Annotated in this window: 26 protein-coding genes and 3 pseudogenes; 9 read left to right on the forward strand and 20 right to left on the reverse strand. The window is 58.6% G+C overall.

The window, feature by feature from the left end:
- Positions 1 to 71 precede the first annotated feature (71 nt).
- The 3 genes and pseudogenes from RGV59_RS09260 to RGV59_RS09270 all read left to right on the forward strand — a co-directional run bounded on the left by RGV59_RS09260 (position 72) and on the right by RGV59_RS09270 (position 1,346).
- Positions 72 to 404, forward strand: coding sequence for a DUF2790 domain-containing protein (locus RGV59_RS09260; protein WP_126587086.1), 333 nt, complete (start codon positions 72 to 74; stop codon positions 402 to 404).
- Positions 405 to 560: 156 nt separating this feature from the next.
- A pseudogene (locus RGV59_RS09265) lies at positions 561 to 698 on the forward strand (chemotaxis protein); the annotation flags it as partial.
- Positions 699 to 758: 60 nt separating this feature from the next.
- Positions 759 to 1,346, forward strand: a complete 588-nt coding sequence (locus RGV59_RS09270; RefSeq protein WP_126587088.1) for a flavin reductase family protein — start codon at positions 759 to 761, stop codon at positions 1,344 to 1,346.
- 6 nt (positions 1,347 to 1,352) lie between these two features.
- On the opposite strand, the gene RGV59_RS09275 is transcribed toward RGV59_RS09270, so the two are convergent.
- The gene (locus RGV59_RS09275) at positions 1,353 to 2,162 is read right to left on the reverse strand and encodes an AraC family transcriptional regulator (RefSeq protein ID WP_017844488.1); all 810 of its coding nucleotides are present in this window, start codon (positions 2,160 to 2,162) and stop codon (positions 1,353 to 1,355) included.
- Positions 2,163 to 2,302: 140 nt separating this feature from the next.
- Between RGV59_RS09275 and RGV59_RS09280 the strand changes: the two genes are divergently transcribed.
- Together RGV59_RS09280 and ddlA are read left to right on the forward strand one after the other, a co-directional pair.
- Positions 2,303 to 2,941, forward strand: a complete 639-nt coding sequence (locus RGV59_RS09280; RefSeq protein WP_017844487.1) for a LysE family transporter — start codon at positions 2,303 to 2,305, stop codon at positions 2,939 to 2,941.
- Between the two features lie 44 nt (positions 2,942 to 2,985).
- Positions 2,986 to 4,080: a D-alanine--D-alanine ligase gene (gene ddlA, locus RGV59_RS09285; protein ID WP_017844486.1), complete on the forward strand. Its 1,095-nt coding sequence runs from the start codon at positions 2,986 to 2,988 to the stop codon at positions 4,078 to 4,080.
- A gap of 27 nt (positions 4,081 to 4,107) precedes the next feature.
- Here the strand turns inward: ddlA and RGV59_RS09290 are convergent, their stop codons facing one another.
- The 9 genes and pseudogenes from RGV59_RS09290 to RGV59_RS09325 form a co-directional block, all read right to left on the reverse strand.
- Entirely contained in the window at positions 4,108 to 4,422 is a 315-nt protein-coding gene (locus RGV59_RS09290) for a helix-turn-helix domain-containing protein (protein WP_017844485.1), read from the reverse strand.
- Positions 4,423 to 4,546: 124 nt separating this feature from the next.
- Positions 4,547 to 5,269: a peptidoglycan editing factor PgeF gene (pgeF, locus tag RGV59_RS09295; protein ID WP_057005643.1), complete on the reverse strand. Its 723-nt coding sequence runs from the start codon at positions 5,267 to 5,269 to the stop codon at positions 4,547 to 4,549.
- Positions 5,270 to 5,294: 25 nt separating this feature from the next.
- Entirely contained in the window at positions 5,295 to 7,124 is a 1,830-nt protein-coding gene (gene ggt, locus RGV59_RS09300; protein ID WP_082118826.1) for a gamma-glutamyltransferase, read from the reverse strand.
- A 35-nt stretch (positions 7,125 to 7,159) separates the two neighbouring features.
- On the reverse strand, positions 7,160 to 7,939 hold the full coding sequence (locus RGV59_RS09305) for a PhzF family phenazine biosynthesis protein (protein WP_322246936.1): 780 nt from the start codon (positions 7,937 to 7,939) through the stop codon (positions 7,160 to 7,162).
- A gap of 272 nt (positions 7,940 to 8,211) precedes the next feature.
- Positions 8,212 to 8,457, reverse strand: a pseudogene (locus RGV59_RS09310) (monooxygenase); the annotation flags it as partial.
- Positions 8,458 to 8,460: 3 nt separating this feature from the next.
- Positions 8,461 to 9,255, reverse strand: coding sequence for a methyl-accepting chemotaxis protein (locus RGV59_RS31670; RefSeq protein ID WP_376741861.1), 795 nt, complete (start codon positions 9,253 to 9,255; stop codon positions 8,461 to 8,463).
- Positions 9,256 to 9,318: 63 nt separating this feature from the next.
- Positions 9,319 to 10,335: pseudogene (locus RGV59_RS31675) on the reverse strand (cache domain-containing protein); the annotation flags it as partial.
- A gap of 229 nt (positions 10,336 to 10,564) precedes the next feature.
- Positions 10,565 to 11,719 (reverse strand): Fic family protein, encoded by a 1,155-nt coding sequence (locus RGV59_RS09320; RefSeq protein WP_104904005.1) that lies wholly within the window; start codon positions 11,717 to 11,719, stop codon positions 10,565 to 10,567.
- Positions 11,720 to 12,025: 306 nt separating this feature from the next.
- A complete protein-coding gene (locus RGV59_RS09325) occupies positions 12,026 to 12,544 on the reverse strand; it encodes a carboxymuconolactone decarboxylase family protein (protein WP_017844477.1) in 519 nt (172 codons plus the stop codon).
- A 129-nt stretch (positions 12,545 to 12,673) separates the two neighbouring features.
- Between RGV59_RS09325 and RGV59_RS09330 the strand changes: the two genes are divergently transcribed.
- The gene (locus tag RGV59_RS09330) at positions 12,674 to 13,498 is read left to right on the forward strand and encodes an AraC family transcriptional regulator (protein WP_102618047.1); all 825 of its coding nucleotides are present in this window, start codon (positions 12,674 to 12,676) and stop codon (positions 13,496 to 13,498) included.
- A gap of 64 nt (positions 13,499 to 13,562) precedes the next feature.
- Here the strand turns inward: RGV59_RS09330 and RGV59_RS09335 are convergent, their stop codons facing one another.
- On the reverse strand, positions 13,563 to 14,441 hold the full coding sequence (locus tag RGV59_RS09335) for a LysR family transcriptional regulator (RefSeq protein ID WP_104904003.1): 879 nt from the start codon (positions 14,439 to 14,441) through the stop codon (positions 13,563 to 13,565).
- 109 nt (positions 14,442 to 14,550) lie between these two features.
- On the opposite strand from RGV59_RS09335, the gene RGV59_RS09340 reads away from it, so the two are divergent.
- Positions 14,551 to 15,552: a zinc-dependent alcohol dehydrogenase family protein gene (locus tag RGV59_RS09340; RefSeq protein ID WP_046384790.1), complete on the forward strand. Its 1,002-nt coding sequence runs from the start codon at positions 14,551 to 14,553 to the stop codon at positions 15,550 to 15,552.
- A 431-nt stretch (positions 15,553 to 15,983) separates the two neighbouring features.
- Positions 15,984 to 16,925, forward strand: coding sequence for a DHH family phosphoesterase (locus RGV59_RS09345; protein ID WP_126587092.1), 942 nt, complete (start codon positions 15,984 to 15,986; stop codon positions 16,923 to 16,925).
- Positions 16,926 to 17,075: 150 nt separating this feature from the next.
- Here the strand turns inward: RGV59_RS09345 and RGV59_RS09350 are convergent, their stop codons facing one another.
- The 8 genes from RGV59_RS09350 to RGV59_RS09385 all read right to left on the reverse strand — a co-directional run bounded on the left by RGV59_RS09350 (position 17,076) and on the right by RGV59_RS09385 (position 23,171).
- On the reverse strand, positions 17,076 to 17,564 hold the full coding sequence (locus RGV59_RS09350; protein WP_017844471.1) for a hypothetical protein: 489 nt from the start codon (positions 17,562 to 17,564) through the stop codon (positions 17,076 to 17,078).
- Between the two features lie 15 nt (positions 17,565 to 17,579).
- Positions 17,580 to 17,996: a hypothetical protein gene (locus RGV59_RS09355; protein ID WP_017844470.1), complete on the reverse strand. Its 417-nt coding sequence runs from the start codon at positions 17,994 to 17,996 to the stop codon at positions 17,580 to 17,582.
- A 977-nt stretch (positions 17,997 to 18,973) separates the two neighbouring features.
- Positions 18,974 to 19,321: a hypothetical protein gene (locus RGV59_RS09360; RefSeq protein ID WP_017844468.1), complete on the reverse strand. Its 348-nt coding sequence runs from the start codon at positions 19,319 to 19,321 to the stop codon at positions 18,974 to 18,976.
- A gap of 132 nt (positions 19,322 to 19,453) precedes the next feature.
- Positions 19,454 to 20,086, reverse strand: a complete 633-nt coding sequence (locus tag RGV59_RS09365) for an outer membrane beta-barrel protein (protein WP_185833610.1) — start codon at positions 20,084 to 20,086, stop codon at positions 19,454 to 19,456.
- A gap of 324 nt (positions 20,087 to 20,410) precedes the next feature.
- Entirely contained in the window at positions 20,411 to 21,031 is a 621-nt protein-coding gene (locus RGV59_RS09370; protein WP_126587096.1) for a tyrosine-type recombinase/integrase, read from the reverse strand.
- Between the two features lie 100 nt (positions 21,032 to 21,131).
- Positions 21,132 to 21,593 (reverse strand): NUDIX hydrolase, encoded by a 462-nt coding sequence (locus RGV59_RS09375; protein ID WP_126587098.1) that lies wholly within the window; start codon positions 21,591 to 21,593, stop codon positions 21,132 to 21,134.
- 228 nt (positions 21,594 to 21,821) lie between these two features.
- Positions 21,822 to 22,289, reverse strand: coding sequence for a DUF1203 domain-containing protein (locus tag RGV59_RS09380; protein ID WP_057005668.1), 468 nt, complete (start codon positions 22,287 to 22,289; stop codon positions 21,822 to 21,824).
- A gap of 252 nt (positions 22,290 to 22,541) precedes the next feature.
- Entirely contained in the window at positions 22,542 to 23,171 is a 630-nt protein-coding gene (locus RGV59_RS09385; RefSeq protein ID WP_079442797.1) for a LysE family translocator, read from the reverse strand.
- A 212-nt stretch (positions 23,172 to 23,383) separates the two neighbouring features.
- Between RGV59_RS09385 and RGV59_RS09390 the strand changes: the two genes are divergently transcribed.
- On the forward strand, positions 23,384 to 23,902 hold the full coding sequence (locus tag RGV59_RS09390; protein WP_102618056.1) for a hypothetical protein: 519 nt from the start codon (positions 23,384 to 23,386) through the stop codon (positions 23,900 to 23,902).
- Positions 23,903 to 24,071: 169 nt separating this feature from the next.
- Here the strand turns inward: RGV59_RS09390 and RGV59_RS09395 are convergent, their stop codons facing one another.
- Entirely contained in the window at positions 24,072 to 24,545 is a 474-nt protein-coding gene (locus tag RGV59_RS09395) for a hypothetical protein (protein WP_256580889.1), read from the reverse strand.
- Positions 24,546 to 25,075 lie beyond the last annotated feature (530 nt).

Raw genomic sequence — 25,075 nt, forward strand, 5'->3', positions numbered from 1 at the left:
TCTTCTGGTGAACATCGCGTCAGGGTTGTTTGGTTAGTCTCGACACTGAACTTTCAGTCGAGGAGTGAACAATGAACTTTTATAAAACCAGCATAGGTATATTGACGGCCATCCTGTCCTTCGGCGCATTGGCCGAAGGCGGCGGCGATCGCACGTTTGCGCTGATGATGGAGCGCAATGAACAAGCCATGACCGAGTACGCGGCCAGAGAGGGCAAAGCGGCCCCGGTGGTGCAGACCTATCGCTATGGCATGACCCTGGACATCGCCAAGGTGGTCAACGTGACACCACCGATCCGCTCATGCAGCCCCGTGCCCTCGCGCATGACCTACGAAGACACCAGCGGCAAGCTCAATACCCTGGAATATCAAGTGATGGGTATCTGCCGGAACAATGGCAGCTGACCGCTGCAAAAAGAGTGACGCCGGGCATTGAAGCGCTCTTCAGAAAACGCCGGCCACACCGATGAAGGCCGGGTGGAATGGGCGAATGCCTACTTCCTGCAGGAACTGGTTTACTCGATGTCGCAACTGCAGGCGCGCGGCGAACACGTTGCCGGTGCGGTGCGCCTGATGAGCGACGGCCGCTAGCAAGCCGAGCAGGGCCTGGCCCTGGCCGCCGAAGTCGTGGACATCCAGGACGGCGCACAAAAGGTCGTCAGTGCAGTCGGGCAGTTCGCCAACCAGCTTTCGAACTGACCCGTAGGGCTTGTGCTTGAGGTATCGTAGGTTTTTTCACGATTGAAGAGCCGATCCTCCATGAACCCCGACCACTGCCGCGCCGTTCCGCTGTCCAAGGCCTACCGCTTGCTCAACCACGGCCCGACCGTGCTGGTCAGCGCCGCGCATGACGGTCAGCGCAATATCATGGCTGCCGCCTGGGCCATGCCGTTGGATTTCGAACCGCCGAAAGTCGCCGTCGTGCTGGACAAGGCCACCTGGACCCGGCAACTGCTGGAACGCGCCGGCACCTTCGTGCTGCAGGTGCCCTGCGCGGCCCAGGCCGATCTCGTACAGACGGTGGGCACTACCAGCGGCGCGGAACTCGACAAATTCGCCGCCTATGGCCTGCGCACCTTCAACGGTGAACACACTGAGGCGCCTTTGCTCGAAGGCTGCGTCGCCTGGTTGGAATGCCGCCTGTTGCCCGAACCGCACATCCAGCAGACCTACGACCTGTTCCTCGGCGAAGTGGTCGCGGCGTATGCCGACGAGCGCGTGTTCAGCGAAGGGCACTGGCACTTTGAAGGCTTTGATCAACTGCGCACCTTGCACCATGTGGCGGGCGGGCATTTCCTCACGATCGGCCAGCCGATTGACGGGCAGCAGCTGACGCCCGCCGGTTGAGCGTGTTCAGCGCCCGAGCATCTTCACCCAGCGCGCCGGCGGCATGCCGTAGGTGCTGTGAAATTGCCGGGTCATGTGGCTCTGGTCGGTGAAGCCGGCGATCATCGCTGCGTCCACCAGCGTTTTGCCCTGGGCCAGCAGGCTGCGTACCAGATCCAGCCGGCGCATGGTCAGGTAGCGGTAAGGGCTGGTGCCGAACAACAAACGAAAATCCCGCGACAAGGCCCAGCGGTCGCGGCCGGCGTGTTCGGCCATTTCATCTAGGGTGATGCTGCGGCCCAGGGCGCTGTGGATAAATTCCCGGGCGCGTTCGGCGGCGACGTAATCGAAGGTCTTGCGGGTGGTGATCGCTCCCGAGGCGTTGTTCAAGGCTTGGGCCAGGTCGAACAGGGCGTCCTGCTCCTGCAGCCGGTCGATCGGGCAGTCCAGGCTTTGCAGCAACACTTCGCTGGCGCGAAACAGCCACGGGTCGGTGGACACCCCGCCGGGGATAAACGGCAACGGCTTGCCGCCGAGGATCTGTTGGACCAGCGCCGGCTCCACATAGATCATGCGGTACTTGAAGCCTTCCTCGCTGCCGGCGCGGCCGTCATGGGTCTCGTCGGGATGAATCACCATGGTGGTGCCGGGCAGGCCATGGGTCATGCCGCCGCGATAATGAAAACTCTGCACGCCGAACAAGGTGCGACCGATGGCATAGGTGTCATGGCGATGCAGGTCGAACGCGATGCCGGCGAAGTACGCCTCGATACGGTCCAGGCCACTGGCATGCGGCGCGCGGTGGACCCAGTCGAGGGTGGGGGTGGGTTTACCCATGGTGACTTGTCACAAGAAGAGGTGGAAACACGTTAACCGAGTCTGAGGCCCTTGTCTGCCGGGGTCTTGTACGATTGTGCAGGGGGGCAGGCGAGGCCTATGATCGCTGTTCGTGCCCTGTGCTGATGGAGTTGCCCGCCATGGATTTGCTCAACCCCGCCTACGTGACGCCCCTGATCTCGCTGGCCCTGCTGTGGACGGTGGCGGTGGTCACGCCCGGGCCAAATTTCTTCAACACCGCGCAATTGGCCGCCAGCTGTTCGCGCCGCCATGGCGTGGTGGCCTCGGCGGGTGTCGCGACTGGGACGATCCTGTGGGGGCTGGCCGGTGGGCTGGGCATAAAGTCGCTGTTTACCGCCGCACCCATGCTGTACCTGGCGTTCAAGATCATCGGTGGCTGCTACCTGATCTACCTGGGGTTGAAGCTGTTCAAACGCTCGGCGCCGGCGATGGGGCAGAGCCGCTTGCCGGACGGGGCTCGGCGCTCGTTGTTTTCCGCCTGGCGCCTGGGGTTGCTGGGCAATCTGTCCAATCCCAAGGCCGCGCTGTTCGTCGCCACCATCTTCGCGTCCACCATGCCGCCGTCGCCATCGCCGATGCTGTTGACCCTGGCGGTGATCATCATGGCCACCTTGTCGTTCAGCTGGTATTCCAGCGTGGCCCTGGTGTTTTCCAGTGCGCGCATGGCCGACCTCTACAGCCGCTCGCGTAAGTGGCTCGACCGTTTTGCCGGGAGTTGCTACATGCTGTTCGGTGTACATCTGGTAGCGAATCGCTGACCGCTCATGGTAAGAAGCCTTACTTTCAACAGTGAGGTCGGGTCATGAGCAAGGTGCGCGTAGGGATTATTTTTGGTGGCCGTTCGGCCGAGCACGAAGTCTCGCTGCAATCGGCGCGCAATATTGTCGATGCCCTCGACCGCTCGCGCTTCGAGCCGGTGCTGATCGGCATCGACAAGGCCGGTCACTGGCACCTTAACGACACCTCGAACTTCCTGATCAACCAGGAAAACCCGGCGCTGATCGCCCTCAACCAGTCCAACCGCGAACTGGCGGTGGTGCCGGGCAAGGCCAGCCAGCAAGTGGTGGAAACCGCTGGCAGCGGCCTGCTCGCGCACATCGATGTGATCTTCCCCATCGTCCACGGCACCCTCGGCGAGGACGGTTGCCTGCAAGGCCTGCTGCGCATGGCCGACCTGCCTTTCGTCGGCTCCGACGTGCTCGGCTCGGCGGTGTGCATGGACAAAGACATCAGCAAACGCCTGCTGCGCGACGCCGGCATTGCCGTCACGCCGTTTATCACCCTCAACCGCAACAACGCGGCGCGCACGTCGTTCGACATGGCGGTGGGCAAGCTCGGCCTGCCGATGTTCGTCAAACCCGCCAACCAAGGCTCTTCGGTGGGCGTGAGCAAAGTGAACGACGAGGCCGAATACCACGCCGCCGTCGAACTGGCCCTGGGCTTTGACGAGAAAGTGCTGGTGGAGTCCGCCGTCCACGGCCGCGAAATCGAATGCGCCGTGCTGGGCAACGAACATCCCATCGCCAGCGGTTGCGGCGAGATCGTGGTGAGCAGCGGCTTCTATTCCTACGACAGCAAGTACATCGACGACCAGGCGGCCCAAGTGGTGGTGCCGGCCGATATCAGCGTGCAAGCCAGCGAGCGGATTCGCCGCCTGGCCGTCGAAGCGTTCGAGGTGTTGGGGTGCGCAGGGCTGGCGCGGGTCGATGTGTTCCTCACCGAGGACGGCGAAGTGCTGATCAACGAAATCAACTCGTTGCCGGGTTTTACCCGGATCAGCATGTACCCCAAGCTGTGGCAGGCGGCGGGGATGAGCTACAGCGAGTTGGTCAGCCGCTTGATTGAACTGGCGTTGGAGCGGCATGCGGGGCGCAAGGGGTTGAAGATCAGCCGGTAGTCATCGCCCGGCGCGTCAGTAACGCCATCAGGCGTTACTGAGGACTTCCCGGAAAACGTCCGGTCTTATAGCCGCAATATGCAGCAGCGAACGTGCTGCGCCGGAGGGGGAGCGACGCCCTTGTTCCCACTCTTGAAAGGTTCTTATCGACACCCCCAACAGCTCGGCAAATTTGGCTTGCGACAACCCAGTCTTACTTCTTGCGTCCGCGGCTTGAGTGATTTCAACCTGGTGGACTGCGCCGTAAAGCCCCGCTTTGACATCCTGAATGGCTGCCAGTAATTCTTCGCCGATAGTGCGCTTGGCGTCACGTTCCTTCAGCTGTTTCTCAGTGAGTGGCATGGTTCATGTCCTTCGCGATTTTGTACAGGATATGCGCTGGAATAGGCTCGGTAGCGCCCTTGCCGTAAATCAGCAGGGCTACTACTGCTCCACACGACAATTGTGTGGTGTAGGCCTTTGTTAATCAGCTTGTACGAGCAATCCACGAATACAACAACGTCTTCGCCTCTTGCGGTTGATGCGTGCGTCGGCGGTAGCTGGCAAACGTCGGTGATGTGCAATAGGTACACACCTCACTCACTTCAATCTGCTCGCGCCGAATGCCCGCCGCTTGCAGCAGCATCAGCCCATACCCGCTCAAGTCAAACCATGCGCTGCCCGCTTGTCTCGCCTGGGGCGGTGCAATTTCCGGCGTCAGCAGCGGTGCCGGTTGCTCAGCGCTCCATGGCGCCTGGCGGTGTGGCCACAGGTGCCCTTGGTCCGACTGGAACTCGGCAATAAACGCCGCGCTCACCTCATAACAACAGGGCTTGATCGACGGCCCGATTGCCACCTGCAATTGATCGACAGCCACTCCTTCAGCGGCAAAGCGCTGCACGGCGCTGGCGATGATCCCGCGTTGCAGGCCCTTCCAGCCACCATGCACAGCGGCCACCCAGTCACCGTTGTTCGAGGCGAACAGAATGGGCAGGCAGTCGGCGGTGATCACCGCGATCGGGTGGTGATGGCGCGTCAACACGCCATCGGCTTCGACCGTATTGGCCACCCGATCTGCCTGCCATTCCATCACCGACGCACTGTGTATCTGCTTGCAGATGAATACCTCTTCCGGCCGCTGCGGGTCATTGATCGAACAAAAACCGTGGTCGACACCAGGAACGGAACCGAGATTGTTTGCCTTGCGCACTGTGCTGTTCTCCGTGCATTAACGATCAATCGCCCAACGCCTCCCCCTCCCGCCGAGGGTCGGCACCGCCGCTCAGCAGCACCTTGCCCTGCGCATCCCGCGTGCGAACGATGGCCTGGACGCCACTGGTCATCTCGATCTCGCTGAGTGCATGGCCCTTGTCCCTGAGCGCCTGTTTCAACGCCGGGCTGAACAGGCCGGTTTCCAGTTCGGTAGCGCCATTGCGGCTGCCGAAGTTGGGCAGGTTGATTGCGGCTTGCGGGTCGAGTTGCCAGTCGAGCATCGCCACCAGGGACTTGCTCACGTATTCGATGATCTGCGAGCCGCCCGGCGAACCCAGGGCGGCCAGCAACTCACCGCTGTGGCGGTCGAACACCAGGGTCGGCGCCATGGCCGAGCGCGGGCGTTTGCCGGGTTGCACGCGGTTGGCCACCGGCTGGCCGTTTTCTTCGGGAATGAACGAGAAGTCGGTCATCTGGTTGTTGAGCACAAAGCCCTGGACCATCAGGTGCGAGCCAAATGCGGACTCCACCGTGGTGGTCATCGACACGGCGCCACCCTGGTCATCCACCGCCACCACTTGTGAGGTGGAGATGCGCAGCGGCGAGCGGTCCGGGGCATACGCCACTTGAATGCCCGCCGGTTGGCCCGGCTGCGCGATGCCCAGGCTGCGTTCACCGATCAAGGCGGCGCGCTGGGCCAGGTAGTCGGGGGCGACCAGGCCGGCGACCGGCACCGGCACAAAGTCGGCATCGGCTACATACAGGGCGCGGTCGGCAAAGGCCAGGCGCCCGGCTTCGGCGATCAGGTGAACCGCCTCGGGCGTGGGCTCAAGGCCGGCGGGGGAGGCGCTCTTGAGCGGCGTCATGGGCGCGATGGCCAGGCGTGGGTCGCGGGCTTGCAGGGCCTGCAACGTGCCGAGGATCTGCGCGATGGCAATCCCGCCCGACGACGGCGGCGGCATGCCACAGATTTTCCAGCGCTTGTAATCGGTACACAGCGGCGCGCGTTCCTTGGCCGCGTAGCCTGCAAGGTCGGCCTCGGACAGGCTGCCCGCGTTGCGGTGGCCCTGCACCTTGCGCGCAATCTCGTCGGCGATCGGGCCGTGGTACAGCGCGTCCGGGCCTTCCTCGGCGATGCGCTTGAACACGGCGGCCAGCGCCGGGTTTTTCAATAGGGTGCCGGTGGCTTTGGGCGTGCCATCGGCGTTCAGAAAGTAGGCCGCCATCTCCGGCGACTGTGGGATAAAACGGTCAGCGGCAATCAGGCTGTGCAAGCGCGGCGAGATGGCGAAGCCGTGTTCCGACAGCCGGATCGCCGGCTCGAACAACCGGGCCCAGGGCAGATGCCCGGTCTTTTTGTGCGCCAGCTCCAGCGCTCGCAACACCCCCGGCGTGCCCACCGAACGCCCGCCGATCTGCGCTGCGGTGAACGCCATCGGCTGCCCGTCGGGCTTGAGGAACAAGCGCTCGGTCGCCCCGGCCGGTGCGGTTTCCCGGCCGTCATACGCCTGCACGCGGTTCCCGTCCCACAGCATGATGAACGCGCCGCCGCCAATCCCCGACGACTGCGGCTCCACCAGCGTCAACACCGCCTGCATGGCGATCGCCGCGTCGATTGCCGAACCGCCCTGGCGCAACATCTCGCGCCCGGCTTCGGCCGCCAGCGGGTTGGCCGCCGCCGCCATATGCTGCGCGGCATGGCGCGGGCTGAGGTCGGTGCGATAGCCCGAGCCCAACTCCGGCGCCGCTGGCGGTTCGTTGACCGGGGAGTGGCAGGCCACCAGGGCCAGGGCTGCGGCAATGACCGTCAGGTGACGGCGGGCAATCGAAAACACGCGTTGAACTCCGTTCATTTTGCGAATGATCTGTCGTTCTTGGGGAGTGCGTTTTACAGGTAGATCGAGTCCTGCATATACAGCACAGCCTTGCCGGAAATAATCACCCGGTCGCCCTTGAGGGCACAGCGCAACTGGCCCTTGCGCGTGCCGCCCTGCTCGGCGCTCAGGCTTGTCTTGCCCAGGCGCTCGGCCCAGAACGGCGCCAGCGAGGTATGCGCCGAACCGGTGACCGGGTCTTCATTGACCCCCACATTCGGGCCGAACCAACGGGAAATGAAATCGAACCGCGCACTCTTGGCCGTCACCGCAATCCCGCGTTTGGGCAGGCCCTTGAGCCGGGCGAAATCCGGGGTGAGCGCGGCGACCTGGGCTTCGTCGTCGAGCAACACGATGTAGTCATCGGTGCCGAACACCTCGGCGCGTTCAATCCCCAGCGCGCTCAACATTCCGGCAGGCGGCTCGCACGCTTGTGGCGCTTTCGCCGGGAAATCCATCGCCAGTTCATCGCCCTCGCGGGTTACCCGGAGCTCGCCGCTGCGCGTTGCAAACCGCAGCACGTCAGGCGCATCCGCCAACGCATTGATCAACACCCACGCCGCTGCAAGCGTGGCATGGCCGCACAGGTCGACTTCGACGGTCGGGGTGAACCAGCGCAACTCATAAAAATCGTCACGCGGTACGAAGTAGGCGGTTTCGGACAGGTTGTTTTCGGCGGCGATGTTTTGCAGTTGCGCGTCGCTCAGCCACTCGGTCAGCGGGCACACCGCAGCGGGGTTGCCGCCGAAAGGGTGTTGGCTGAAGGCGTCGACTTGGTAGATGTCCAGTTTCACCGTGGTGTACTCCATGTGCGAGGGGGAGGCTGGACACTAACAGTGGGCTGCGGGGAGCGTCAAAATACAGATGGGCTGTTTTTTTGCGCGCATGCAGGATGCCGCGAGGGACGCGGCAGGGCTTTTTCGATGTTGCGGAAAAAAATGCCCCGGCAGGCTGGGGCATTTTCAGCTCGCGGTGTTACATGCTCCGAGGTTATTTCTCCGCGCGGTTTTGCTGGCCGTCTGCCCCGCCCCGACCAGGACGGCCAGCAGGGTCAGCTGGTAAAACGCACGTCGGCACCGGTGTCGTCCTGTTGGGCGTACAGGTCGATCCAGCCGGCGAACAGGCTGCCGGTGCTGTAGTACTTGGTGCCGTTGGTGACCCATTGCTCGCCCAGGAGGCTGATGCGGGTAATCACCTGGCCGATCTTCACGTCAGCGACTTCGGTCCAGGTATTACCGACCAGTTCCCCGGCCACAAACCGCTCGAACCAGGCATTCTGTGGGCTGAATGCCTGGGCGTTGAGGCGGTGTTCGGGTCAGATACGGAAACTGCCCACCAGATGCTTCAAGCGTGCCGCCTGCTGTTCCAGGTCGGCGCAGGCGCGCAGGGTCGACTGCAGGTTTTCCACGCCTTCTTGATTGAGCGTGTTGATTTCGGTGATGTCCATGTTGATCGACTCCACCACCGAGGTCTGCTCCTCGGTGGCGGTGGCGACCGACTGGTTCATCCCATCGATCTCGCCGATGCGCTGGGTCACGCTGTTCAAGCGTTCGCCGACCTGGTTGGCGATCTCTACGCTGTCGAGGCTGTGGCGCTGGCTTTCGCCCATGGTGTTGACCGAATCCCGGGCGCCGACTTGCAGCTCCTCGATCATCGTTTGCACCTGTTGCGCCGACTCCTGGGTGCGGTGCGCCAGGTTGCGCACTTCATCGGCCACCACGGCAAACCCACGCCCGGCATCACCCGCCCGGGCGGCTTCGATGGCTGCGTTGAGCGCCAGCAGGTTGGTTTGCTGGGAGATGCTGGTGATTACTTCGAGAATCTGCCCGATATTCACCGTTTTGCTGTTCAGCAACTCGATATTCGTACTCGATGCGCTGAGCATTTCCGACAGCTGATTCATTGCACCGATGTTGCGTTCCACCACTTGCTGACCCTGCTCGGCCATCCCGCGCGCGTCGCTGGCCTGGTGCGAGGCCTCAGCCGCATTACGGGCTATTTCCTGAGCCGCGGCCCCCAGTTCGTTGATGGCGGCGGCCACACTGTTGGTTCGGCTAGCCTGTTCGTCGGAGTTGAGCATGGATGAGTTGGAGGCGCTGACCACGCGCATTGCCACTTCGTTGACGTGCTCGGTCGCCGACGAGACCTCTCGGATCGAGGTGTGGATGCGTTCGACAAAACGGTTGAACGCATTGCCCAGCATGCCGAACTCGTCATGCGTGTGGATGACCAGGCGTTTGGTGAGGTCACCTTCGCCTTGGGCAATGTCCTCCATGGCGCGGGTCATCGCGTGCAGCGGTTGGAGCAATACGCGGATCAGCAGGCTCAGCAGGACGATGATGATGACCACCGCAACGATGGTGGCAATCACCGCCGAATAGCGGAACTTACTCAGCGTCGCGTAAGCCTTGTCTTTATCGATAGACAGGCCGATGTACCAGTTGGCCGAAGGGAGACCTTTGATCGGTGCGAAGGTCAGCAAGCGGGCTTGCCCGTTGACCTGGACCTCGGTCAGCTCGCCGGAAAGTTTCGGGGTGTGTGTAGGGTACAAATCCGAAAGCGACTTCATGACCAGCGCTTTGTCCGGATGGACCAGGATCTTGCCCTGATCGTTGACCAGGAACGCATACCCCATGCCGCCAAAGTTCAACGAGTTGATGATTTCCACCAGGCCATCCAGCGCCAGATCGCCGCCGACCACACCGATGTTGCTGGAAACCTTGCTGATGACACCAATGACCATCTTGTTGGTGGCCATATCGATATAAGGCTCAGTCAGCATGGCGCCGCTGGCGCTCATACCGTCCTTGTACCAAGCCCGGGAGCGCGGGTCATAGCCATCGGGCATCTTGGTGTCCGGACGAATACTGAAGCTGCCGTCGACCTTGCCTAGGTAGTCGGTAAGAAAACTTGAGGTCAGGACGCTTTCATCCATCAGCGTCTCGGCATTGGCAGGCTCCCTGGCAATGTTCTGCGCCAGGTTCGTCACCAGATTGATCCGCCCCTCCAGCAGGTTGCGAATATTGGTGGAGGTCGACTCACCCATTTCAGCCAAATAGTTTTCCAGGCTGGTGCGGGTGGCATTGCGCTGTAGATAGTCGTTGTACAGCGTGAACAGGGTGAAGGCGAGCATCACTATCAGCGACACGGCCAAAAGAATTTTATGACTGAAACGAAGGCTTTTATTCATGGCGTATTGAGTTCGCTAGGTCTTTTGCGGGGACTGTGGAAGCGTATCGGCTGGAGCCTGGTAAACCTTGAGATGCGAAGAGCCTGTTTACTGCGACGGAGGAAGGTAAAGGGGGCAAGGAGCGACCGCCAGAAACAACAAAGCCCGCAGGAGGCGGGCTTCTTGAGGGGCGTCATAGACTGCTGCACAGCGGCGGACGATTTCCGCTCATTCGGTCTTTAATCGATGCTCAGGGTCTTTCCAGCGGCTCAGGTATGAAGCCTTGCTCCCTGAGGGACTTGATTACACCTCGAATGAGATAGTTGTTGGAAAAACCGATCGTGTACTGCCTCGCGCCGGCGTTCAGCGGTAGAAGCATCCCTTGGTCCACCAGCTTTTTGATCAGGTAAGTCCGTTGATTGCTCGACTGCTGTGGGAGTACGGCTGCTACATCTGCCGATTTTACGACCTTCAGTTTTATTGCGGCCAACAGCACCGCTTCCTCTACCTCCGTGATCCATTTTCGTTCCCGTGCGAAGGCCACGGCAGGCACGAGTATGCATTTGGTCAGGTATGCGTAGTCTGTGAGGCGATCGACTTTCTCCAGCTCCTCACGAACCCCTTCCAGCACGTAGGTACACCACGCCTCCAGTCCGTCCTTTGTTCCTTTGTCGGCGGTGGCAAGCATTGCGTAATAGCGCTCACGATCGTTGCAGAATACCGCCGTAGGATTCAGGACACGGCCGCCGGCGTTGACGTTGAAACCATACTTGATCAGGAGTGCGTAGGTTAGCAGCCTGACCACGCGGCCATTGCCATTGCCGAATGGATGTATCCATCCAAATCTATGGTGAGCGAGCGCAACCTTCATGAGGTCGTATTTCGGGGGTGCTTCGTGATTCACGAATGCGACAAGTTCCTGCATATACGCTTGAACGTGGATGAAGTCAGGAGGCTGGTGATCAGACTGAGATATTCTGACCCCTCCACTGCGATAGGCTCCGGGCGTTTTGTCGCCCTCACGCACCAGATCGTCGACGGTCATCGCGTGCAGCTCTCGAATCATCTGCTCGGTCAGCGCTGCGCCGGGCGCCATGATCCGCTCAATGTAGTCCATCGCCTTTTCAATATTGGCCACCTCGCGCAACGGGTCCGTGTCCTGGGCCTTACCTTCGACCTTGCTGTCTATATAGTCCGCCAGCGTCGTGTGGTTGCCTTCTATGCGGGCAGAACCGAGGCTTTCCAGTGCATGGAAAAGCGATTTGAGTTGGTAGAACACCTGCGGCGGCGTATCACCTTCAAGCCTTAGGCGACGCAGATGCTCCAGTTCGCTCAGTACATCGACAAGGTCCGAGTCAAAGGATGGATTGAGAAGCTCAAGGTCGTGATGGATAAATGTAGGCATATGGAAAGATATCTCAAACCGGCCGAAAGGTTATCTTGAAAAAAATCAGGGAAGCTACCGTAATTAAGGGTGTTTGCTTGGAGTGCGCTAAACATTATCTTGAATTCAGGCTTAAGCTAACTCAAAAATGAGCAATGATTAAGTGAGAAATCTCGATGGTTAGCGGAGGGCATGGCGAGGATGTGCTTTCGGCAGGTCTGAATGATGGGGCCTTTGAGCGTCATGAATCGCCGCCAGGCCTTCAAGGTCAGCAACAAGGGCTGACCTTGGTATTGCAGGTGCTGGAAACTGCTACGGAAATAGCCGTTAGTTTGACGATGGCGGGAAGTCGATATCGGTAGCGGCGATGTTGTTCAAATAGTTGGTCAGGGTTAACAGCGTGATCTGTGCCACCACCTCCACGATCTTGCTATCGGTAAGACCGGCGTTGTGCGCTGCGGTGATCTGGGCATCACTCAATTGTCCGCGGCTTTCGGTGATTTGATGCGCCAGAGCCGCGACCGCGCTGAGTGTGCCCATGCGTGCTTTGCCAACGGCCTCCTCGCTCAAGCCAGCCTTGGCCCCAAAGAATGCATGTGCGGCCACGCAGTAGTCGCAACCGTTGACCTCTGACGCAGCGAGGGCAACGACCTCACGCTCAACGGCACTCAGTGAGGTTTTACCCAAGGCCTGAGCGAGGCTCTGGTAACCACTCAATGCGGCCGGGGAGTGAGCCAGGGTTTTAAATACGTTGGGAATAAACCCAAGACCTTTTTGGATACCTTCAAGAGCAGCGCGCGAGCCAGCAGGGGCTTGGTCCAGCGAGAGAGCAGCGATACGAGTCATGGTAATTCTCCAGTAGATTGATTAGCCGGCTTGTCGATCAAGCCTGGTGTCAATATTAGGGAGGCAGACTTTCCTTTCGGATTCAGATCGTCGAACTTATGCAACAGATCGTCTAAATTTGAGCGAGCCATGGACCGATTATCGACACTGCTTAAACACTTCAATCTGCACGCGTCCACGTTTCACCAGGGTGGTTTTTGCGGAACAACCAACCTCTATGGGCAGGGTAGTTTCGGACACGCACATTTACTGCGTTCGGGACGCCTGGCCCTAAGGGACAAGCGCGGCCAGCTCATTGAGTTGACGGAACCCAGCCTGATTCTGGCGGTGCGCCCGCAGGAGCATCAGTTGCTGGCGATCGAAGCAGATGAAGCGGAGTTGGTCTGTGCAACCTTGCAATTTGATGGCGGGGCGAACAATCCCCTGACTCTGGCTTTACCGGATTTCATCATCAAGCCACTTCGTGAATTGCAGGGGCTGAGTGGCACCCTCGACTGGCTATTTGAAGAAGCCTTCGGCGACGAGTGTGGCCGTGATGTCATCCTCAACCGTCTGTTCGAGCTGATGGTGATTCAGCTGCTTCGCCACCTCATCGCCAGTCGTAGCATTGCGTCAGGGATGATGGCCGGATTGGCTAATGCTCAGCTGTCCCGCGCGCTTGTAGGCATCCACAACGAACCACAGCGCAATTGGTCCGTGGCGGAGTTGGCGGATCGCTCAGGTATGTCACGCGCCAGCTTTGCTGCGCACTTTCGCGAGACGGTGGGTAGTACCCCTGCAGATTATCTGGCGAACTGGCGAATCAGCTTGACGCAGAAGCGCCTGCGTGAAGGGCGCCCCATCGCGTTGATTGCCGATGAGGTTGGCTATGAAAGTCCGTCTGCGTTAGCCCGTACTTTTCGGCGCAAAGTTGGTGCAAGCCCGAAGGAATGGCTCCAGCACACTAGGGGATGACGTCTAACCGATTGGTGGCGCAATCGCAGGAATGATCACGGTCCTGGGCTCAGTGTGGAAACCCTCACAGGTGTGCCCGGAGAAAATCGATGAACGCCATCGTCCGCGCTGAATGTCGCCGCTCACGACTGAACACGGCACTTACAGGCAGCGCGGTGTTCTGATAATCGTTGAGCACGCTACGAACGTTGCCTTGTTCGACGTCAGCTGCGAACAGCCATTCTGGAGAAAGAGAAATGCCCAGGCCGCAGAGGACCATTTCACGGATGGCATCGCTGCTGTTGCTGGTGACGTTGCCTTTGATAGCCACATCGAACTCTCCTGCACCGTGCTTGAAGTGCCAGGTGTCATAGTGCTCCAGCAACGTGAAACCGATGCAGTTGTGGCCTGTCAGGTCATCGGGCTCGCGTGGCAGACCGTGTAGATCCAGATAGGCGGGCGCGGCATAGACCCGCCGCGTGCTGGTACCCAGAGACATTGCCACCAATCCCTCGCTCTTGACCGTCCCGATCCGGATCGCAAGGTCGATGTTTTCCTTGAGCAGGTCTTCATTGTAATCGCTCAGCCGCAGGTCAATCCGGACCTCGGGATAGCGCTGCAGAAAAGGCCCTACCAGCGGCGCTATGCACAACCTCCCGTAACTGACCGGTGCCGTTACTCTCAGGGGACCTGCGATCTGCTCCTGGCCGCAGGCAAAGCTAAGCGTGGCGGTTTCGAGGTGGCCGAGAATTTCTTGGCAGTGGCTGTAGAAGCGTTGGCCCTGGTCGGTCAGGGCCAGGTGCCGGGTGCTGCGGGCGAACAATGGCCCGCCCAGATACTGCTCCAGCGCGCGGACCTGCTTGCTCACTGCCGGCTGCCCCATGTTCAGCTCTCGAGCTACCGCAGAAAACGACCCGCGCTCCACGACGCGTACAAAGATGTGCATGTTGTCGAACAGGTCCATCGGCAATTAGGCCTCTTTGTGGAATAAGTCATATGCAAATTCAGTTTCTTATCGGAACAATGAAAGCGCGGCAACCTGTAAGCGTCCATTCAATCATAGGGTTTGCGTCATGAATCACACCATGCTTGCCGCTATCGCCGAATCTGCCCAGGTCCCTCTGACCGTCCGCCACATCGCTCGCCCTGTTCCAGGTAAAGGGCAGGTCCTGATCAGGGTTCACGCCGCGGGGGTCAATCCTCTCGATACCAAGATCGCGATCGGCGCAGGCGCCCACGCCCGTCAGGCGCTGCCGGCAGTACTCGGCCTGGACCTCGCCGGAACGGTCATCGGACTGGGCGAGGCGGTTGAAGGCTTCACCCCTGGCCAGGAAGTCTTCGGTATGGCCGGCGGGATCGGCGGCGCCCAGGGCACTATGGCCGAGTACATTGCCGTGGATGCGCGTCTGATCGCGTTAAAGCCGCACAGACTCGACATGCGTGAGGCGGCCGCATTGCCTTTGGTATTCATCACAGCGTGGGAAGGGTTGGTGGATCGCGCCAATGTCCGTGCAGGTCAACGTGTGCTGATTCATGGCGGCGCAGGCGGGGTCGGCCAAGTGGCTGTGCAACTGGCAAAGGCTCGCGGTGCCGAAGTCTATGCCACCGGTTCGGCGGCGAGTCTCGACTTCATTCGCTCACTGGGTGCAACGGCTATTGACTACCGTGCGCAGCGCGTAGATGACTATGTCGAGCAGCATACGGCGGGGGAAGGTTTCGACATCGTCTACGACACGGTGGGAGGCAGCACCCTGGATGCGGCGTTCAAGGCAGTGAAGCCTTATACCGGGCACGTACTGAGCTGCCTGGGTTGGGGGCAGCACAGCCTCGCGCCGCTGTCGTTTAAAAGCGCAACCTACTCGGGCGTATTTACTCTGACGCCGTTGCTCACAGGCAAGGGGCGCGAAAACCACGGAGCTATCCTGCGCGAGGCCGCCGCGCTGGCAAATGCCGGGCAACTGACGATCCGGATAGATCAGCAGCCATTTGGACTGAATGAAGTCAACGAAGCGTTTCGCCAGGTCGCGGAAGGTCGCGGCAAGGGCAAGACGGTAATCCATTTGGTGAGCGAATAGTCCCCAACGACTTCAACGGTGTGCAGCCCTCCGTGAATGGTTCATACCGCATTACGCACTCACATTCGCCGGTCTTCAAAATGCCTTTATTTTGTCATGTTCCTGCAATGAACCCATGCGAGTTTGGTCGCCGGAAAATAGGACGCAACCGAGTGTTTCAGTGCGCTAATACGCTGTTTTAAATATGGAAAATTGATTTTAATGTCGATGTTTTGTCAGCGCATGGATAAGTCTGAGAGTGGTGGGGGCGGGTGCAAAATCCCATCCAATGTATTGACGAAGATTCTGTCGCAAACAGCCGCGGCCACGCTGCGCATTTCCATCGACGAAGAACCGTGTCAATTGGCGTATGAGCGGTTTCTGGAGGGGATCGCCCAAGCGCTGAAGCGGCCTTCGACTGTCTCGACAACTCACGCTGTGGCCCACGTGTCATGAAGGTGGTGACCTCAGGCTCGGCCTACCTGGACATCGACGCGTATGCCTGTTGCATTGCGTACGCCGAGCTGTTGAATCTCCAGGGCGTTGATGCTCGGGCCGTCAGTAGCGCCCCGCTCAATGCCAGCATCTCCAAGACCGTGCTCGGATGGCAATCATCTCTGGACGATTATCTGCCGAGGGCGGGTGATGAGTTCGTGTTGGTGGATGTCTCCGACTACCAACATTTCGACCCGGCGGTGGTGCTTGAACAGGTGGTGGAGGTCATTGACCATCACCCAGGCTTTGAAAACTATTGGGCGCAGAAGCTCGGATCTGCGGCGGACATCCTGCCGATCGGCGCAGCGGCGACTCTGATTTTTCAGCGTTGGGAGTCGGCAGAGCTGTTGCCGCAGATCAGCAAAAAAAGTGCGGTGTTGCTGGCCACGGCGATTCTGGACAACACCCTGAATTTCACCGGGCAGTTGACCACCCAATCGGATATTCGGGCTTATGAAGTCCTCGCACAGCAGGCGAAACTGGAAGCGGACTGGCCTGAGCGGTATTTCGCCGAGTGCCAAGCCACTATCGAGTCAGACCTGATTGGCGCATTGGCGGTGGATATGAAGCGGCTGAAAGCCGATAGCAACCTGCCGCAGGTTTTTGCGCAGATGGCGGTGTGGGATGCCAGTGCGCTGATCCGAACGCATCGTTCAACGATCGGTCACTGGTTGGCGGCGCAGGGGGGCGACTGGCTGTTGAACGTCATCAGCATCCGCGAGTGCAGAAGCTACTTTCTGGCTGAGCCCTTGGTCAGTCAACAAAAGTTGAGCCAATTGCTGTCGATCGAATGGCATGCCGGAATGGCTGTGCTTGAGCGCGCGCTGCTACGTAAGGAACTGTTGAAGTTGGGGTTGGAGCGCATCTCGGTTATGAGTAAACCCCCTCTGGTTTTGTAGCCATGTCGAAGGGTTGTTTCTGGCTGTTTTCTGCCTGTCGTAACTGGTTGAGTCCACAGTCAAAAGACGTCACTCAAAGGTGTCTGGGAACTAGGGGCTATTAGGGGTAGGGGACGGAAGGAGCCACGCTCCTTCCGCGGGTTCAGCTAATCAGTTCGTACCAATGTAGGGGTCCCATTGGATGAAACGTGTCGATGGCCGAAGCCCTCCAGAGGTCACCTTGACCTGGATCTGGTAGGTGGTCTGAGACGATGCGTTGCGAGCCAGGCCCACCCAATAGTTACCCGCGGCACCGACTTGCATCGGGTAGCCATCGCTGCCGAACACACTGCCCTGGGAAATTTGGAAGCCGGTGATGGACACCGTGTCGCCAGCGTTCGGATCGATCGGAACCACCTCGAAGCCGAGGTAGTCCCCGATGTTGCAGTGGGTGCGCAGTTCCAGCGTTCCTTCGCCGCTGCTGTCATTGCTCAGACGATTGTCGAACATGTACACACCGGTGGAAATGTTCCCGCCACCAGTGCCGAGTACATATGCGGTATCGATGGCAATGGTGATTGCGGTTTGCGGATTGGCGATGCCGGCTAGCACCTGCGAATCAGCCGTCCACACCTGGGCAGTACTTTTTTGGCCACTCATTGTCGTGCTCCTTCCTTAGGCAGAGACAGTCACGCTGGGGTTGAGCTTCACGGTGATACCGGAGCCGCCCGCCACCTGTACGTTGAGGGATACCGGGTAGGACGCGGTACCTGCGTTCTGCACGGTGCCGGTGTACGCGCTCGCGTTATCCGAAGCGGTTTGCGGCTGGCCACTGAAGCCCCAGGCGCTCGAGTTACCGAAGGCGGCAATGGAGACCTGCGAGGTCGACTTGGGATTGATCAGGAACACTTGCCAGCAGACATTACTGCCTTTGGACGCAGCAGTATTCAGGTTGGCGGTGCCTTCGTGGGTGGTGCCAGCAGAGATACGGTTATCGACCAGATAGACCCCAGCGGTGGAGCCATTGGTCACTGCATTGTCGTCGACCCAGATTTGCACCTGGACGTCACAACTGGTGGTAGGAATTGCCATGAGAGAACTCCTTGTAAGGTTTCGACGCAAGCGTCGGGCGTGCCCTATGTCGACCCCACACGCTTACCTGCAGGCGTGGTGCCGAACCACCTTGAGCCTTGTGGTCGCGAGGACCTTGGCAAAGCATCTCGGTCAGGCGAGTGGGAGGATAGACAAAGCAAATAAAGGCAACTTGCCATTACGCTATTGGCAGTAGAGCCATTCGAAATAACTGCCGCGACAGCAGCCTCAAATCGCCTTGGGACGGCTTGGCGAAACCGCGGAATACAAGGTTCTCGAGATTGCAGGCATGGCAACCTCAATGCCGAAACGGCTGGCGATGACCTTGCGCCCGCTCCTCGGCAGGTCAGTGCATGGCTGTCTAGGTTCTGGGTTAGTCACTGGGGATTGATGGCTAACTTCTGTCGGTCGCGACAGGTAGAAATCGGCCGATTGTGTTGAAAAAGACGGTTTTCCCAAAACACTCGAATATTGATGGATGAAACACCTCTGTTGCACGCTGCTACGCGAAATTCGAGTCCTGAACCTTCTGCCAAAAGTTCAGATTTCAATCTCAGGCGCGTACCTTTCTGGCGTGGAATTCGAAGCCGTCTTTTTCAACAGAATCGGTCGAAAGCGGTCACTTGCAAGCGTTCGCTTCTGGCCCAGAGTGTGTAAAAACGCTTCGTCAAAATTGAAGTGTGCGCGTCTACGTTAAATCTGAAATTTATCGGCACGTCAGCAGATGTGGATTTCGCGTAGAAACGCGATTTTTAGTCCGGTTTTGAGCCCTGACGCGCTCAAAACCGTTTTTACACAGCCTCGGCCAGAAGCAGACGCTGAAAGGCGCTGCGTTCGACCAGTACTGCCTTTACTTCGAGCTGCAAATTGGGCGTCGCTTTGCGAGCACGGGCGTAGCGCGGTGAAACTAGAACCCACGGACCGCCCGTAATAAAGCGCCCGTAAGTGGCTCAGCGCGCCCAACTTCGTAAGTCGATTCAGCTTCCCCCTTTACCCATGCCGCCACCCATACCACCGCCTGCGCCGCCGCCCATGCCGCCGCCCATGCCGCGCGCGGGTGGATCTTCCGGCAACGTCACACCCCGTTCTTTGGCTCGCTCACGCATCTGTTCATGGTGCTGGACGCGAATCTGCTCGCGCTCTTGTTGAGTGGTGGCTTGCCGCATGCGGTTGCGGTATTCCAGGCGTTCTTGCTGGGTCATGATCTGCGAGCCGAAGACCTGCTCGCTGTTACCGGCCGCGCCCTGGACGTCGGAGGACTGCGCCAACGCTGCACCGGATAGTAGGGCCATTGAAAGGCCGATGGCGAATTTGATGCTTTTCATGGGTATCTCCTCGTCTGAATATTACCGGCGACGCATCAACGCTCGTGCTCTTCGTCGTCGGGGTGGTGCGATGATTCCTCATCGCTGGGCTGGTCGCCCATGTACTTCGGTCCCTTACCGCAGCTAGCGAACTCAGGTTGTGCTTGCGATCGGCATTGTCGATGCGACCGCCGGCGAGGGTGCGAGCGTTGTAGTAGTCGTCGCTGTCGTAGGACGCAGGCGACCGATCTCGCTGGCACCCCCCAGGTATGCTTCATCGTGCTCGTAGCGGGTGGGCTCGCGTTGCAACTCCGGCCCGGCAGCGCCGGGGACATAGCGATCCTCATGATCGCGGGTGTGGCGTACGCCCCCGAATACTTGCGTTTGCTCGGTCAACTCGCGGGCACCGTCGAGGCCCAACCAGAAGTCCTCCACGTCTTCGGAATCGGCGTCCTGATAGCGGTCGAGGTCGGCGCCGAGATCCACGCTCAGTTCGTGCCGTTCCCAGTCCGATTGCAGTAGCAGCGACGGTGACAGGGTGAAGATGGTGTCTTCGGTTTCATCGGTACGCTGGGCGTAGATGTTGTCGTCGCGGGTCGCTGAAAGCACGACCTGAGGAAGTGCGACGAAAGTGCCGATAGGCAGGCCAGGAAATTCGCGCGTGTCGGCCCTCTTCAGCGTGGCGCTGATAGGAGCCGCACTGGGCGCCGGTTCTGGTGCCGCGCTGGCTGGCGTGATCGAACCTAAGCCGAGCACAACCATCGCAAGTACAAGTTCACGGTCCATCGAGCACGCTCCCAATCCATACGACAAATAGATGGTTTCGCACGATGAGCAACCATCGCCGACGCTCCACAGGAGCTGGTACATCGCTTAACGTCGATTACCGTTATCTGCAACGTACTCGTAATTGCTGTAATAAGATTGATGTACATCATGCGCGACACACTGCCTGGGTCAGCTGTTGGTCAGCGCAGCGACTAATAGCGTCCGCCTAGTGGTGGCAGTGCGGTTGGATTTGGTTCCTCTACGGGGCGGAAACCGTTGCGTCCGCCGCGTCCGCACATGGCCGGTTAGCGACGGCTTGGCTTCGACCGTCGCTATGCATGGTCAAACCTCGGTCTGTTCCGCCATCTCCAGAGCGTCATCAACCTCAATCCCTAGATATCGAGCGGTGCTCTCCTGCTTCGTATGGCCGAGCAACAGATGAACCGCCCGCAGGTTCTTCGTCCTGCGATAGATCAGTGATGCCTTCGTACGTCTCATTGTGTGAGTGCCATACATGGCTGGATCAAGGCCTACGGCTTTTACCCAGCCTTTGACGATACGAGCGTATTGACGAGTGCATAGATGGTCGGAGGCATGCAACCGGCTCGGAAAAAGGCAGTCCTCGTTACGGAGCTGGGCTTGATGTATCCAGGCCGCGAGAGCAGACAGTGTTTGCTCAGTGATCTCAAACTGCACTGGCCGCTGCGTTTTCTGCTGCATCACCATGGCTCGTGATGACACGTGCTCGCCATGTGTAACGTCGCGCACACGGAGCTTGGTTAAGTCGCAGGCTCGAAGCTTGCTGTCGATAGCCAGATCGACGAGAGCCAGATCCCGGGTTCTTTCTGCAATTTGAAGTCTTACTCGGATGGCCCAGATATCTCTGAGTCGGAGCGGGGTTTTCTGTCCTACCAATTTTCCTTTGTTCCAGGGTTTACGGCTGCAGGTAGCGATGGTGTTCATGGCAAGTCCTCCGCGTGTGGGAGGATAAGGATGGCTAGCCAGAGCAGTGGTCGCTAACGACCGAGAGTGAGTAAAAACGCATACGGACTCGCGGTGACGGTTATGCATCCGGTTCGAAGACACCTGCATCCACGAGCATCTCAACTAACGCCTCTGGCCATACCGTTTCTCCAGTAGATCTCAGCTCGGGAGCGGACCACCAGTTATGATCTGCCATGACCTGAGTCTCGTGTAAGGTCCATTCGGAGCTAGAAAGTATCTGGCTTTCCGCGTGCACAACGAAATACTGCTCAACTGCGAATACTGTCTCGCCGCTGGGCAGGAGCATTGAAAACCTCCGATCTGCCACAGGCCCCACAACGGTGTTGATCTGAATGCCGGTCTCCTCACGCAGTTCACGTATTGCAGCGGCGTGGAATGTTTCTCCGTCCTCAAGACCACCGCCAGGGGTGGCCCAGTAATTTCTACCGGCTAAGACACCGTCTTTATGGAGAAACTTGAAAAGTAGGACATCTCGGGAGGGGCTAATAACTAGTAATCGAGCTGCCTTTCGCTCACGCATTTGACGTATATCTTCCCTGAAATTTTGAGATGTGGAGTGCAGCCCTGATTAGTCGGAGGTCATCCACATGGCTCGTAGCGTTACGATGGGGTAATGATACTTCAGCAGGGCGGCCCATGAAGCGCTGCATCCAAGGTGAGCAATTGGTTCCCGAGAGCCTCGACCAATACCGGCCAGTCGGTTACCGGCAGAGTCGACAGAAGGACGAGCCACCAAGACCTGTGTTGACTACGCCCGATCTATTCGCCCGGAGTAGCAACCCTGCTTGGCATTGTGAACGTGAATGTAACTAACCTCTGGATTGGCAAACATCCGAGTGACTACAGGTTCTATTGCTATTCCATCCGCTACGTCGGCGTCGAGCATCATCCCATCATCAGTGAACGCGCGAAGTGATAGCAGGCGGATTCGCATAGACTCAGGTACCTGATCGACTGCGTCATAAGCTTGCGTCGCCCATTCCCGTATGAAGATCGCGTGTGAGGCGCGGTATGGCGTTTTGGCTGGCTGACAGACATGGTTGAGTAAAAGCACGCTCTGACCTAGCTCCGCATCTTTCATTTCGATACGGTCAGGAAACCCTGGGTTGCTGTCGACGATGTAACGCTTCATCCCAAGAGATGCCAGCTCTTGGTCGGGCAATCCAAACAGTGACTGGAATGGCTCGGGGGAAAGGCCAGTTATACGGAACGCCATGGTCGAACTCCTATTGGTTTGGAGTCGTATCAGACTGGAAGTCGTACAGTACTTACTATCCGATTCTTGCTGCTTTATTCAAGCTGCCGCGACCGGCTGCTTCGGGCAGATTTCTGCTTTTTGGCAGCGCTAGCGACCGGTCAAAACCTGTCATCGAGCGCGCACCAGAACCTCACAAAACCTGACATCTGATCGATGTGCGCGGGCCTGGCGCGATGTTGAAACATTTGACGTCGGACGGACTTGGGGTCTTTAAACCGGTCGGTTTAGAAAGACCAAGCGTGCTGCCAGAGCAGCCATTACCGCAGCGAAGCCATAAGCGCCCAGGCGTTTGGAGACCAAGCCTTTGCGCAGGCGCGCATGAAGCCGTCCGGCGCAAAATCCGAGCAGGGAATGAAACACCAAAGCGATCAGCGCAAGCAGCACACCTAAGAACATCAATTGCAACGTGACGCTGCTGCTGCCTACGGTGACGAATTGCGGTAGGAATACCATGAAGAACAACAGCGCTTTTGGGTTTAACAGGCTATTGAGCGTGGCTCGGGTAAAGATTTTCCGCAATGAAGCCTGCGTAGGTTGAGTGTCAGTATCCGAAGGGGGAGCCTTCAATGCTTGCCAAGCCAGCCACATCAGATAGCAAGCACCTGCCCACCGCAGCAAGTCGAACGCCGGTGCCCAACTCATCACCAGCGCCCCTAGACCCGCGCTAACCAGGACGGTCATCAGCAAATCGGCCAGGGTTATTCCGAGTGCTGCCGCGAGGCCAGCTCGCCAGCCGTGGGCAACTGCGTGGCTGGTGACGATTGCCATGTTAGGGCCCGGCACAATAAGCAGCAGCAAGGCGGCAACAATGAACAGGTAGAGATTAGTAGCGTCTGGCATCGCGTAATACCTCCTTGGATGAGGAGCCATGCTAACCGGCAATGTTCAGGTAGAAGCAGATACAGCGGGGGGGGTATTTGGGCGCTACAGTCTGGTGCACTACGCCCTGAATACTGATTGATACATCACCGAATACATTATCATCAGCCCGCTGTTTGGCAGCCCCAAGCCCCGGAATGGTCAGGGTACCTAATGAAATCAGGGAGAGATGGATGTACCTCAATCAAAAGTCCAGTCGCTGTATCTTACTGGCGGGCGCGTTGGTAATTAGCGGTTGCACTTCGTTTTTGCAGGGCAAGCAGTATGTCGTTCCCGGCCCCGATGAGCCCTCCGCAACGGTTCGCCTCAAGGCTGGAAATGGTGCGAGACTGGATGCCATGACGTTCAGCGACAATGGATGCTATGCGGGTTACACCATCTTGCCCTCTAACGGCGGCTACATCGAATCTCGGGTCGCCGTGAATAAGGAGCTGATCCTGACCTATGCGCAGTTCGCAGGAAGCAGCGTTTGTCAGATACCGTTCTCCTTCACGCCACAGAACGGTGCCAGCTATACCTTAATCCAAGGCTCCTGGAGTAAGCCCAAGTCAGGCATTCTTCCGATCTTCAACCACGACGAACATTTCTGCGGCGTAGGCGTCATCAAGAAAGTCGGCGACCAGGAGAGCATCGAACCCATTCAACAGCTGAAAATCAAGACTGGGTTCGCATGCCTGAAGTTCGTTAAGTAGAGATACCGCACGGCATCCGCTGCGAGTTGGTTGAACCATGTCGAGCGGATACCGCCCTTCCCGGACAACGATACCGATGACCGACTACTGTGCTGAAAGGTCAGCTTTCGGCCAAAAGCTGCCCGTGATGATCGGTAGCTTTCTACGAAAAAGGTCCGATCGAATCAAATCACTTTTTAACCGCTGTATCCCAGCATTCGGGATTAAGCGAGCATACGTTGTATTGCCGATCCATCAACGCCATGCGGTTGAGATGGGCATCAGTGGCGGCGTTCAGTGATTGCTCACTGGTGACCATGTAGCGCGCGGCTCTATCGCTCATGCGTGCACTCCATTGGCGCCGAATCTTTTCATCCAAGGCTTTTGGTGACGTGGTCATGGCTTGAAGTGTACCGTCGTCTACTCGGCTCAACTCGTCGCGGTAGGTTTCGATGTACTGGGTTCGTGCAGCGTCGTGCTGGTGATTTAGGTCGTACTGGAGCGCTTCCAAGTTTTGCTTGTAGAGGGTCCAGTAACCGTCAGGTAGCACGCCACCGTCTTTCTTTCGTAGCGCGGCAATACGCCCATCGTTGTCGTTATTGGCTCTGAGTACCGGCTTGAGCGACGAAATGATAACGGGGTCATTGCTGATAATTTGGTTCATCAACACAGTGCGTAAACTAGTCTGAGGCAGACTCTGGCCCAGGGGCTCCACGTGGATCGGCTCCGCAGGTTTCAGGGGAACAGGTTGGCTCACGCAACCTGTAACCAACAAGGCCAAAAAGAGGATCGACGAGAGAGGATGACGTAAAAACATAAGCTACCCATGAGCATGGCTGGTTAGAAAATCGAGCATAACACCCGCCAACCGATAGTGTCATTTTGACATCCATTGAGCCCTGTCAACACTTCCTGTTACCGGAGTGCGAGCCCGACTCCACTTATACTGCCTGCCGCCGCAAAGTCAGGATGTCAGCCCGGGTCGGCTTCTGCCCGTCATGATAGACGTCTGTCGGCCAGAAGCTGCCCTTGGAGGCGAACCGCATTTGGCTCTTCATCCACCACTGATATGGAGGAACTATCCTTGGAAAACCGTTCAGGGTGACTCTCCGTATGCTCCAGATTTATTAGCCTGCTGTTCTTCCTGTTTTCACCGTCGCGTGAAAAACTGCGCGCTCTTTGCCGCTCACTTTT

The organism is Pseudomonas sp. FG1, assembly GCF_034313875.1.
Lineage (GTDB): Bacteria > Pseudomonadota > Gammaproteobacteria > Pseudomonadales > Pseudomonadaceae > Aquipseudomonas > Aquipseudomonas veronii.